Source organism: Mesorhizobium sp. Arg314, assembly GCF_053714275.1.
In genome coordinates, this window is record NZ_JBSKBP010000017.1 from 93399 (window position 1) to 104518 (window position 11120).

The window sequence follows — 11120 nt, forward strand, 5'->3', positions numbered from 1 at the left end:
GCTAGTTAACAGAACAACCCTGCCGGACAATACGTGGAGGAGACAAGGATGGGCGATCTTACACTTTCTTCGATCGGCGACTATGTTGGAAGAGAACTTGGCGTATCGGACTGGGTTGCCATCCATCAGCCGCGCATCGATGCCTTCGCCGCCTGCACGGGCGACGATCAATGGATCCATGTGGACGTCGAACGCGCCAGACGCGACAGCCCCTTCCGCGGTCCGATAGCCCATGGATACCTGGCTCTTTCGATGGTCGCCGCGCTCGCCATGCGCATGGGCGCCATCCCGCGAGACGCGGCTGCGGGCGTGAACTACGGTATCGACCGGGTTCGCTTTCTCGCCCCGGTGCCGGCCGGGGCACGCGTGCGGTTGAATGTCGTGCTGCTTGGCGTCGAGCCGAAGGACGCCGGACAGATCGTCATGAAGATGAAGAACACGCTGGAGATCGAGGGTTCGCAAAGGCCTGCACTCGTCGCCGAGACCCTGGCTCTCCTCATCCCGGGTAAACAGCCATGAGCAAGCAAGACCGCACCGACAGATCGGCTCCGGAGGACATGTTCGAACCGGCGGCCCGAAGCACATTGGCGCTCAACCCGCTGATCGGCCTGCGGGGAAAGGACCTGATCGAGAGCACCGGTATTCTCTTCAAGGCCATGGCAAACGAGCCAAGAGCCGCGGCGGACCAATGGCTCTCTCTCATAGCCGAATTGAGCAGCATCGGCGGCGGCAAGTCAGAACTCGAACCTCAGGCCGGCGACAAGCGTTTCTCCGACCCGACCTGGAAGAACAGCGCGCTCCACAGCGGCCTGCTCAAGGCCTATCTCGCCTGGGGCCGCGCACTCGATGGTTTCGTCGACCAGACCAGCCTGGACGACGCCGACAAGGCGCGCGCCCACCTGATAACCACGATCATCATCGATGCCCTCGCGCCGACCAATGGCCTGCTGACCAACCCAGCCGCCGTGCGCAAGCTGCTCGACTCCGGTGGCCAGAGCCTATGGCAAGGCCTGGAGCACTTTCTCGAGGACATGACCAAGCACGCCGGCTTGCCTTCGCAGGTGGATTCCACCGCTTTCAAGGTCGGCGAAAACCTCGCCGCGACACCTGGCTCGGTTGTGTACCGCAACGAGCTTCTGGAACTCATCCAATATAGCCCCACCACGTCGAGCGTAAAAAGACGGCCGCTGGTGATAACGCCGCCGCAGATCAACAAATTCTATGCTGTCGACCTGACGCCGGACAAAAGCCTGGTTCGCTTCCTGACGGAAAGCGGGATATCGACATTCTGCGTCAGCTGGCGCAACCCGACCGTCGAGCAGCGCGACTGGGGGCTCGACACCTATGTCACTGCCCTTGACCAGGCGGTCGATGCCGTTCGCGAAATCAGCGGCAGCGAGGACATCACCATGATGGGCTCCTGTTCCGGCGGCATCACATCTGCCGCCTATCTCGCCACCCAGGCGGTTGGCGGGACAAGGAAGGTGAGGAACCTGGTGCTCGCCGTCTGCATGCTCGATACCGACATCGCCGGCGACAGCGCGTTCGGGTCACTGATCACACCAGAAACCATGCACGCCGCCAAGGAAGCGTCGCGCCTGCGCGGGGTTCTCGACGGGCAGGACCTGGCACGCATGTTTGCCTGGATGCGGCCGAACGACCTGATCTGGAACTATTGGGTCAACAACTATCTGCTCGGCAATGCACCGCCGGCGTTCGATATCCTCTACTGGAACGCGGATACGACCCGGCTGCCGGCGCGCCTGCACGGCGATTATATCGACCTCTATTTCACCAACCCGTTCGCCAATCCGGGCAAGCTCACCTTGAACGGCAAGACGGTCGACATGAGCAAGGTCAAGGCCGACTGCTATGTCATTGCCGGCGTCACCGACCACATCACGCCGTGGAAATCGGTTTTCAGGACGGCGCGCATCTTGGGCAAGAACACGACTTTCATCCTGTCCAACAGCGGGCACCTTCAAAGCCTGATCAACCCGCCAACCAACCCGAAAGCGTCGTTCATGACCGGTCCCATAGGCCCCGACGGGCCAGATGCTTTCCTGGCTGGAGCGGAAAAGCGGGCCGGTAGCTGGTGGCCGCACTGGCGCGACTGGCTTTACGAAAGGTCCGGCGAGGACGTTACGGCGCCGGGGTCGACGGGCAGCGAGAGCTTTCCGGCAATCGCCGCGGCGCCCGGAAGTTACGTCTTCGAAAAATAGAATCGCGTTGCTTTGAGGCATGCGCGCTGCCTGCGGTGGGAAGGGGTCTTCGTCCAACATGGCTTCAGACGATACCATGACCGAGATCGAGGTTCGAACAGTCCAGATTGGATCTCAGCTCCTCAACGTGGCCATCCGGCACGGCAGAGGTTCGCGGCCTCCCCTCCTCCTGTTCAACGGAATTGGGGCCAACTGGGAGGCGGCGAAGCCTTTCCTCGAAGCCCTGTCGGATACCACGGCGGTCATCTTCGACGTCCCAGGTGTCGGCGGCTCCCCGATGCCCTCATTGCCTTACCGTCCTTCGACCATTGCCAGCCTCGCCGACCGGCTGGTCTCGAAGCTTGGATTCGACAGGGTCGATGTCGCCGGCGTGTCATGGGGCGGCGGCATCGCACAGCAATTCGCGCATCAATTTCCGGCAAGGTGCCGGCGACTGGTGCTGGCCGCGACCTCGCCGGGTGCGATTATGGTGCCGGGCAGCCCCGGCGTCCTTCTCAAGATGGCCACGCCGCGTCGCTATATCGACAAGGCCTACATGAGCGAGATTGCTCCCGAAATCTACGGAGGTGCGTTCCGCGAGAATCCAGCTCTGATCGCGCGCCATGCGAGCGCGCTAAGGAAGGTCAGCGGCACCGGCTACCTCTACCAGTTGATCGCCATGACGGGCTGGACGAGCCTGCCATGGTTGTGGTCGCTGCGCCAGCCGACGCTTGTCCTCACGGGGCGCGACGATCCGCTGGTTCCTGTCGCCAACGGAAGGATCTTGGCGCACCTCATACCGAACGCCCGGCTTGAAATCATCGACGACGGCCACCTGTTCTTCGTGACGCGGCCCGCGGAGACGGCCGCGACGGTCGAACGGTTCCTGATCGAAGATGAGACGCGCCAGGAATCGGGCTCCGAGCATCAGGCCTCGCCCGGATAAGCAGGTCAGGCGGCACAAGCCAATGGTCAACCAACGGAGGAAATGATGACCAAGGATACGCAAACCTACATCGAGATGCTGCGGAATTTCGGTAGCGATATCGGCTTGCCGAAGCTGGACGTGGACAAGCTGATCGAGGGCCACCGCAAGAACATCGACGCCCTCGGCCATTCCGCCGAAATTGCCGTCAAGGGCACGCAGTCCGTGGCGCAGAAGCAGCGGGAGGTCCTGGAGGCGGGGCTGCGCGAGGCGACGGCACTGGCGCGCGCCTTTCAGCCGCTCGGCAGTCCGCAGGAAACCCTTTCGAGGCAAACGGAGTTCGCCAGAAAGGTCTTTGACATCGCCGTCGAGGGCACCAAGGAGACTGCCCAGATGACACGGCAATCGACGGCCGACGCCGTCAAGATCATCAAGGACCGTTTGAAGGACAATCTGGAGGAAATTCGCGGAAGCGTCAGCCGGTCCGCTGCCGCGGAAAAGAACGCCAAACCGGGTAAATGAGCTGACATCCCGGGTCGAGCCAAATTGTCTCGACCCGGACCTCGCCACCAAGCAACGGAGGAAAGCGCCATGGCTGAAAGCGTTTACAAAATCATCGAGATCGTGGGAACCAGCACGGAGTCCTGGGAGAGAGCCGCGGCTGCGGCTGTCGAACGGGCCGGCCAGTCCCTGAGGGATCTCAGGGTTGCAGAAGTTGCACAACTGGATCTGCAGATCAGAGACGGCAAGGTCGAGGCCTACCGGGCGAAATTGAAGGTCTCGTTCAAGTACGAAGCTGACTAGCCCCGGGATCACGGATCCGCAGACGAAATGGCGTTGGCGCTCGATTTTCGCCGACAAGCACGTGTTCGTGTTTGATTCGGCGCTATCGATGACGGTCGCGCTCGAGCGGCCTGGAGAGGTCTAGTCCAACCAACTTCCGGTCAGTACTCGCCAACCCTGGGCACGAAGCGGAGATCGCCCGTCGATTTCTGAGTCTCCGCCTCTGGTTCGTCGGTTTGGTCAACTGCTGACGCGGTTGCCAGACATTATGCGGAGATCAATTTCCATTTTGGACCGGAGACGGTACGCCAACCCGGATCAATCTGGAAAAATCCGGCGAAAGGCCCGATACCCGCGCACGCTCGTCTATGTGGGCTAAGTCCCTCAAAGCCGACAACGGCAAACGAGTGTCGAGTGCCCCCCGTGCATATGCATAATCGGGAAGGTAGCCGTTGACGATGAGGCGCCAGTCGAGAGGAACCACGCCACCAACCGCGCGCATCATTTTGACGATCGTCGTCGTGCAGTTCGTGGTGAGGGAGTTGTAGAATTCTGGAGTCGTGGAAAGCGCATTTGCATCGGAGACGTACTCCAGCAAGAGCGCTCGGGCGGCATTCGTCGACGCATTCAGGCGAAAGATCTGGACGTCCTCTCCCCGAACATTCGACCTGACACCAACCACATCTCGCTCATCGGCGGCGATGATGACGAGGGGATTGCTCTTGAACAGGTCCGCTAGTGGCGAGAATTCGCCACCGGCACGCCGCCGCACCTCAATGGACCAGGCAAGATAATCACCACCTGCGAAGCCAAAGCTCACGATGACGTGGGCGATTTTGGTCCCGGACCAATAAGACATGAAGAGGTCGGTCGTCTGAAGTGCGGATAGGTCGTAGGTCCGCGTCGTCCAGCGTTCGGTGAAATCGGTGTCGCTACGCCATTCAAAGTCGCGCACGTCTTTTAGCGTCAAGAGATTTCCGTCGCGCGTGCCGGTTAGTTGACGAGCGACATCTGGCGCCCAGTCGGCATGGTCCAAGGGCTTGATGGAGCTCCACCAAACCAGAACCACAGCAAAAGCAGCGACAAACAGGATAAACGCCCCGATGCGAAAACGGCCGTAGAATGCGATGACTGTCGCGAGGCCGAACAACATGCAGAAGCCAGCGGCAATAGCCCGTCCGAGCTCTGCCGCGGGCAGGCGGTACCACACGGCAAGACCGGCCCAGGCAGTCAAAATTGCAACGGTCAATGAAAGGATGACGGTGAGCGAGGTCCGAGCGATGCGATGCATTGAACCCTCTTTCAGCCAGGCAGCCTCGCTATACGTCCATCGACGGCCGCGCTGGTAAACGGTTTGATCGCCGCCACGCGCTGAGAGGATATAGACCAGTTGCCTTTCATCGACCATGAGGTCGAGATAGTTGTGATGAATCTCTTCTCTCAATCAGCAGACAAGCGGTCGACAGGGCTCGCGGCGGTTAGTCGTTGCCCGTCTCGAGGCCTTCGTGAGGACCTTTGATCACGAGCCGATATACGGCGCTTGTACAAACGTTGGGTATTTTGACGTTTCGTGCACCGATCGACATCCGAACTCGCCCGCCTCGCGAATCTCGAACGCAGCGATGCGATCGATGCCATCGAGGGAACAGTTCGCATCCTGCGAGAAACGTCAAAGGGGCAGGCGCTTTGTACAAGTCTTGAATTTGAAATCGTGATCAGGTGCGACCAGAAAACGAGACTTCCCCCGACGCTTTCGAGTGGAACAGCAGAATACGCGTTGGGATGGTTCTACGCCGAATGTCAATCCACCTAAAACGAGGACGACCACGCCGATGAACGCCACTCCCACGCCCGGTTCAAAGCTGATTTCACCCAAGAACCACACACTGATCATGATCGATTTTCAGTCGCAAATGGCCTTTGCCACCAAGTCGATCGATGCGATCGTGCTGCGCAACAATGCCGCGCTGGTCGCTCATGCCGCCGCAGGTTTCGGGGTTTCGACGATCTTGACAACCGTCGCCGAGAAGACCTTCTCGGGGCCGATGTTCGACGAGATCACGGCTGCTTTCCCCGGCCAGGCGCTGCTCGATCGCACTTCCATGAATACCTGGGAGGACGCCGCGGTCATCAAGCAAGTCAACGCGATTGGCAAGAAACGTCTCGTCCTGTGTGGCCTGTGGACCAGCGTCTGCATCGTGGACCCAGCACTCTCTGCCCTCGACCAGGGATTCGAAGTCTACGCAATTGCGGACGCCTGCGGTGATGTCTCGGACGAAGCGCACGAGCGCGCCATGCAGCGGATGCTCCAGGCCGGCGTGCGGCCGCTGACATCGTTGCAGTATCTGCTGGAGTTGCAGCGCGACTGGGCTCGTGGCGACACATATGAACTTACGACGGGCATAGCCAAGAGATTTGGCGGCGCCTACGGGCTCGGCGTCATCTATGCCAAGAACATGTTCGGCGCGCACGAAAGTTAGGCGGTCCCGAAATGGCGCCGGTGGTTTCGCCGGTGCCACGATTTCTTCCGTCTCGTGGAGGCTCCATGAAAGCCCACTTCATCTCGCTTGCCGCCGGCCTTCTCGTTGGCATCATTTATGGACTGCTGAATGTGCGGTCCCCGGCCCCGCCCATTATCGCGCTTGTCGGACTTCTTGGCATCTTGGCCGGCGAGCAGCTTCCGCCGCTTGTCAAGAATATGTGGCGTAACGAACCCGCGGTTCTTTCGTGGCTCCACCAAGTGCGTCCGCATGTGTTCGGCCATTTGCCGCAAGGCGGATTGCCTTCGCAGCCAGCAATCCAGCGTTCGGACAAGAACGCATAAGGCTGAACTCCAACATTGCGAGGCGACGGACCATGGCTGAAGCCACAACGGCCGACCTGATACTGCATCGTGGGCTGATCACAACCCTCGACCGTTCCAACCCAACCGCGAGCGCCGTCGCCATCGCGGACGGCAAGTTCCTGGCCGTGGGCCACGACCACGAAATCATGGCGTTTGCCGATGCCAACACCAGGATTGTCGACCTCAAGGGCAAGCGGGCGCTGCCCGGGTTGATCGATAACCACACTCACGTCATCCGGGGCGGCCTCAACTATAATCTGGAGCTCCGCTGGGACGGCGTCCGCTCGCTTGCTGATGCCATGGCGATGCTGAAACGGCAGGTTGACCTCACTCCCCCGCCGCAATGGGTGCGGATCGTTGGCGGCTTCACCGAGCATCAATTTGCCGAGAAGCGCCTGCCGACCATCGACGAAATCAATGCGATCGCCCCCGAGACCCCGGTCTTCATCCTCCATCTTTATGACCGCGCTCTTCTTAATGCCGCAGCACTCCGAGCAGTCGGCTACACGAGGGACACACCTAACCCGCCAGGCGGCGAGATCACCCGCGACTCGGCTGGCAATCCGACCGGCCTCTTGCTCGCCAAGCCGAACGCCGGCATCCTCTATGCCACGCTTGCCAAGGGTCCCAAGCTGCCCTTCGAGTACCAAGTCAATTCCACCCGCCATTTCATGCGGGAACTCAATCGTCTCGGCGTGACCGGCGTCATCGACGCAGGCGGCGGGTTTCAAAGCTATCCGGACGATTATGCGGTAATCCAGAAGCTTGCTGACGACAACTTGCTGACCGTGCGTCTTGCTTACAACCTCTTCACCCAGAAGCCGAAAGAGGAGAAGGACGACTTCCTCAAGTGGACCGCCTCTGTGAAATACAAACAGGGGACAGACTATTTCCGCCACAACGGGGCCGGCGAAATGCTCGTCTTCTCGGCGGCTGATTTCGAGGATTTCCGTGAGCCGCGCCCAGAGATGCCGCTGGAAATGCAAGGCGACCTCGAGGAAGTCGTCCGTATCCTTGCGCAAAATCGTTGGCCATGGCGACTGCACGCCACCTACGACGAGACCATTAGCCGAGCACTCGACGTCTTCGAGGAGGTCGACCGTGAGGTTCCGTTCGAAGGGTTGAACTGGTTCTTCGACCATGCCGAAACGATTTCCGAGCGCTCGATCGATCGGATTGCCGCGCTGGGTGGTGGTATCGCCGTCCAGCATCGTATGGCCTACCAAGGCGAATATTTCGTCGAACGCTACGGCCGGCGTGCAGCCGAGGCGACACCGCCGATCGCAAGGATGCTGGAACGGGGCGTCCACGTCTCGGCCGGCACGGATGCCACTCGCGTCGCATCCTACAACCCGTGGGTGTCACTCTCATGGATGATTACGGGGCGCACTGTCGGAGGCATGCGGATCTATCCACGCAGCAATTGCCTCGACCGTGAGACGGCTCTTCGTATGTGGACCGAGAATGTCGCTTGGTTCTTGAACGACGAGGGGAAAAGAGGCCGCATCGAAAAGGGTCACCTCGCCGATCTCATTGTTCCGGACAAGGACTTCTTCGCCTGCTCTGAGGGAGAGATTTCCGACCTTACGTCGGAACTCACGATTGTTGGTGGCAAGGTAGTCTATGGCGCCTCTGATTTTGCCGAACTCGACGAGAGCACGGTTCCGCCCGCGATGCCGGATTGGTCGCCGGTGCGCGTCTTCGGCGGCTATGGCGCCTGGGGCGAACCGAGGGGTGGCGGACACAATTCGCTGCGTCGGACCGCGATCACCTCCTGCGGCTGTTCTTCCGCGTGCGGCGTACACGGTCACGGTCATGCCGACGCCTGGACTTCGAAACTGCCCTTGTCCGATCCCGCCGGCTTCTTCGGTGCGCTTGGCTGCAGTTGCTGGGCTGTCTGACCTGGTAGCGCCTCATGAACACCAATGCCATACTCGCAGTGGGACAGGGCCTCGCGGGCGAATTGCTCACGGCGCCTGCCCTGCGCACGTAGCGGAGACCTTCATGACCAGACCGTCGCTTGGCGTGCTTCTCAGTTTCAACGGCGGCTACGTCGATACGATGGGTTTTCTGGCCCTAGCCGGTCTCTTCACAGCCCACGTCACGGGGAACTTCGTCACGTTGGGCGCTGCTATCGTCTTCGGAACGACGGGAATCATCGCAAAACTGCTCGCTTTGCCGGTTTTCTGCCTCGTCATTCTTTTAACGAGGGTGCTGTCCCAGCGCCTCGAGCTGCACGGGCGGAAGGCCATCACTGCGCTTTTGTCACTCAAGCTGGTATTGTTCACGATCGCCGCCGTCGCCGCCTTCCTTCACGGCCGTGTCTCCGATGGCGACTCGCCCGTCGCCATAGCTATTGGAATGATACTTGTGACCGCGATGGCGATCCAGAACGGGCTGCACCGGGCCTACCTTTCCAAACTGCCACCGACGACGCTGATGACGGGCACGACGACGCAGATCATGATCGATCTCGCAGACCTTGCGTCCGGCACGGCAATCGACCACGAGCACGACGTCAAGGAGCGACTTAGGCGCATGACGACCAGCCTTGTCAGCTTTGCAAGCGGATGCGCGGCCGCAGCGCTCGCCTTCGTCGCTTCGCCGATCTGGTGCTTCGTCGTGCCTCCTGTTCTGATAGCCTTGAGCTTCTTCGCCCGTTCCGGCGAATCCGCGTAGGCTTGGGGCGCCCGGCTGGCAAAGATAGTGGATGAAGGAGGCGATCTCTTCCACCTGGATGAATCTTGCTCTGTTCCCTTGCGGATAGTGCCCCAGCAGCCGGCGCTTGTAGCCGTCGGGGTCGTCTGCGCCATAAGTCCTGGCCTGATATTCGATCATCGGCGTTGCCGTGTCGCCGGGGCAAACGGCGTTGACCCTGATGCCGTGCGGGGCGAGTTCCAGGGCGAGCGCCTTGGTCAGCAGCACCAGCCCGCCCTTCGAAGCGCAATAGACGGCCGCCCCATTGTTGCCGACGATGCCGGCGTCGGACGCGATGTTGACGATCACGCCTTGCGCCGCCGACAGATGGGGAACGGCCGCCGAGATCAGGAAGAACGCTCCCTTGAGATTGACGTCCAGCACCAGGTCCCATTGGTCTTCCTCGACCCCGTTTGCCGGTCCCTCGAGCCAGACCCCGGCGGCGTTGACGAGAATGTCTATGGCGCCGCCCCAGTTTCGCGTCATGCCCACCACGTCGCGGCAGGCGGCGACGGAGCGGATATCGAGCGGCAAACCGATCGCATCCGCTCCGGTCGAGGCGATCTTCGCCACGGCGGCGTCGAGTTTGGGGCCTGGAAGATCGGCAAGCGCGATCCGCTCGCCGTCAGCCGCGAGGCGCAGTCCGGTCGCCAGACCCATGCCCCCGGCGCCCCCGGCAATCAGAACTGTCCTGCCAGCCATTCGACAACTCCACCAAACGCAAGCAAAGGCAAACCATGTCCCCCAAACCATGTCATTGGGCCATGTCGCATGGACCAGTCAGGCAAAACAATGATCTCAGCGGCTTCGGCTGGGCAGCCCGCGATCATCCCAACTCAAGCGTCGTGATGCCGAAGACCATCGACGGGGCATTACCGGGTTTGCCGCCCTTGTACATGCGCGTCGTCGTGAAGCCCGCAACCATGCCGGCGGCCTGGAGCATGGCGGTGAATGCAAGCTGGCTGACCGGCACGTCGATGTGCAATGCTTCATTGCCGATCCTGGCCGAGAGGCCTGCCACCAATGCCAGGGCCAGATCCGTCCGGTCGGCGAACAGCGGCCCGACCTTGAAACCTTCCCGGCATCGACGCGCCACGCCGTAGCCGGCAATGCCGGCCGACCCGGCAGAGAGCAGCGCCAGCCGGGGCTGCCGCAGCCACTCCAGAAGGAAGGCCTCCCGGGCGCCGGGAAGCACTGGCGATCGTAAGCAAATATCTCCTCCATGCCGGCCGCCGTCACCGGCCGTATGTCGCTGCCGTCAGCCAATCCGGCGGGGCGACCGCTGTAGCGCACGGTCTCATAGGCAGGCACGAAGCCCATGCGCTGGTAGTTGGCCCGCTGCTCGGCCACCCCGTCGAGACCGATGATGCGGTTGCCGAGGCGCGCCATGCCGGCATCCCAGACTGCCTTGCCGTGACCTTCGCCACGCCGGTCGGGCCGGCAGATATAGAGGCCGATGAAGCCGAGGCCCGGGCCGTAGGCGACAGCCGAAATGCCGGCCACCATCTCATCGCCGACGAAGGCGCCGATGAACCCCTCCGGATCGGCCAACCGTAAAGCGGCAGCGTCACCGAGCCCAGGATTCCAACCCTCCCCCGCCGCCCAATCGACGAGCGTTTCCACTTCGATGGCGGTCAAAGTCCGGATTGTTCTCGGCATCGTCTCATTC

Annotated in this window: 11 protein-coding genes and 2 pseudogenes; 9 read left to right on the forward strand and 4 right to left on the reverse strand. The window is 61.3% G+C overall.

Annotated features, from left to right (window positions below; translation table 11 throughout):
* Positions 1 to 48: 48 nt before the first annotated feature.
* The 5 genes from ACWGS9_RS19625 (at position 49) to ACWGS9_RS19645 (ending at position 3930) form a co-directional block, all read left to right on the forward strand.
* Positions 49 to 519 (forward strand): MaoC family dehydratase, encoded by a 471-nt coding sequence (locus ACWGS9_RS19625; protein ID WP_454506791.1) that lies wholly within the window; start codon positions 49 to 51, stop codon positions 517 to 519.
* The gene (locus ACWGS9_RS19630; RefSeq protein WP_454506792.1) at positions 516 to 2222 is read left to right on the forward strand and encodes an alpha/beta fold hydrolase; all 1707 of its coding nucleotides are present in this window, start codon (positions 516 to 518) and stop codon (positions 2220 to 2222) included. Before ACWGS9_RS19625 ends, ACWGS9_RS19630 begins: the two co-directional genes overlap by 4 nt.
* 58 nt (positions 2223 to 2280) lie before the next feature.
* Positions 2281 to 3147: a poly(3-hydroxyalkanoate) depolymerase gene (phaZ, locus tag ACWGS9_RS19635; protein WP_454506793.1), complete on the forward strand. Its 867-nt coding sequence runs from the start codon at positions 2281 to 2283 to the stop codon at positions 3145 to 3147.
* Positions 3148 to 3267: 120 nt separating this feature from the next.
* Positions 3268 to 3648, forward strand: coding sequence for a phasin family protein (locus ACWGS9_RS19640; protein WP_454506794.1), 381 nt, complete (start codon positions 3268 to 3270; stop codon positions 3646 to 3648).
* A gap of 69 nt (positions 3649 to 3717) precedes the next feature.
* Complete coding sequence (locus tag ACWGS9_RS19645; RefSeq protein ID WP_454506795.1) at positions 3718 to 3930, forward strand: dodecin family protein; 213 nt, start codon at positions 3718 to 3720, stop codon at positions 3928 to 3930.
* Between the two features lie 256 nt (positions 3931 to 4186).
* Here ACWGS9_RS19645 and ACWGS9_RS19650 read toward each other — a convergent pair whose 3' ends face one another.
* Complete coding sequence (locus tag ACWGS9_RS19650; RefSeq protein ID WP_454506813.1) at positions 4187 to 5200, reverse strand: Lnb N-terminal periplasmic domain-containing protein; 1014 nt, start codon at positions 5198 to 5200, stop codon at positions 4187 to 4189.
* A 541-nt stretch (positions 5201 to 5741) separates the two neighbouring features.
* Between ACWGS9_RS19650 and ACWGS9_RS19655 the strand changes: the two genes are divergently transcribed.
* The 4 genes from ACWGS9_RS19655 to ACWGS9_RS19670 all read left to right on the forward strand — a co-directional run bounded on the left by ACWGS9_RS19655 (position 5742) and on the right by ACWGS9_RS19670 (position 9433).
* Positions 5742 to 6389, forward strand: a complete 648-nt coding sequence (locus ACWGS9_RS19655; RefSeq protein WP_454506814.1) for a hydrolase — start codon at positions 5742 to 5744, stop codon at positions 6387 to 6389.
* 65 nt (positions 6390 to 6454) lie between these two features.
* A complete protein-coding gene (locus ACWGS9_RS19660; protein WP_454506796.1) occupies positions 6455 to 6733 on the forward strand; it encodes a XapX domain-containing protein in 279 nt (92 codons plus the stop codon).
* A gap of 32 nt (positions 6734 to 6765) precedes the next feature.
* Positions 6766 to 8655, forward strand: a complete 1890-nt coding sequence (locus ACWGS9_RS19665; protein ID WP_454506797.1) for an amidohydrolase — start codon at positions 6766 to 6768, stop codon at positions 8653 to 8655.
* Between the two features lie 160 nt (positions 8656 to 8815).
* Positions 8816 to 9433, forward strand: coding sequence for a DUF1275 family protein (locus tag ACWGS9_RS19670; RefSeq protein WP_454506815.1), 618 nt, complete (start codon positions 8816 to 8818; stop codon positions 9431 to 9433).
* A 9-nt stretch (positions 9434 to 9442) separates the two neighbouring features.
* On the opposite strand, the pseudogene ACWGS9_RS19675 reads toward ACWGS9_RS19670, so the two are convergent.
* The 3 genes and pseudogenes from ACWGS9_RS19675 to ACWGS9_RS19685 form a co-directional block, all read right to left on the reverse strand.
* Positions 9443 to 10204, reverse strand: a pseudogene (locus ACWGS9_RS19675) (SDR family NAD(P)-dependent oxidoreductase); the annotation flags it as partial.
* A 73-nt stretch (positions 10205 to 10277) separates the two neighbouring features.
* Positions 10278 to 10646: a GNAT family N-acetyltransferase gene (locus ACWGS9_RS19680; RefSeq protein WP_454506798.1), complete on the reverse strand. Its 369-nt coding sequence runs from the start codon at positions 10644 to 10646 to the stop codon at positions 10278 to 10280.
* Positions 10647 to 10822: 176 nt separating this feature from the next.
* Positions 10823 to 11110, reverse strand: a pseudogene (locus ACWGS9_RS19685) (GNAT family N-acetyltransferase); the annotation flags it as partial.
* Between the last annotated feature and the right edge of the window lie 10 nt (positions 11111 to 11120).

Coding starts and splice junctions, on each gene's coding strand:
- ACWGS9_RS19625 (WP_454506791.1), top strand. CDS start 49: ATGGGCGATCTTACACTTTCTTCGATCGGCGACTATGTTGGAAGAGAA.
- ACWGS9_RS19630 (WP_454506792.1), top strand. CDS start 516: ATGAGCAAGCAAGACCGCACCGACAGATCGGCTCCGGAGGACATGTTC.
- phaZ (WP_454506793.1), top strand. CDS start 2,281: ATGGCTTCAGACGATACCATGACCGAGATCGAGGTTCGAACAGTCCAG.
- ACWGS9_RS19645 (WP_454506795.1), top strand. CDS start 3,718: ATGGCTGAAAGCGTTTACAAAATCATCGAGATCGTGGGAACCAGCACG.
- ACWGS9_RS19650 (WP_454506813.1), bottom strand. CDS start 5,200: ATGCATCGCATCGCTCGGACCTCGCTCACCGTCATCCTTTCATTGACC.
- ACWGS9_RS19655 (WP_454506814.1), top strand. CDS start 5,742: ATGAACGCCACTCCCACGCCCGGTTCAAAGCTGATTTCACCCAAGAAC.
- ACWGS9_RS19660 (WP_454506796.1), top strand. CDS start 6,455: ATGAAAGCCCACTTCATCTCGCTTGCCGCCGGCCTTCTCGTTGGCATC.
- ACWGS9_RS19665 (WP_454506797.1), top strand. CDS start 6,766: ATGGCTGAAGCCACAACGGCCGACCTGATACTGCATCGTGGGCTGATC.
- ACWGS9_RS19670 (WP_454506815.1), top strand. CDS start 8,816: ATGGGTTTTCTGGCCCTAGCCGGTCTCTTCACAGCCCACGTCACGGGG.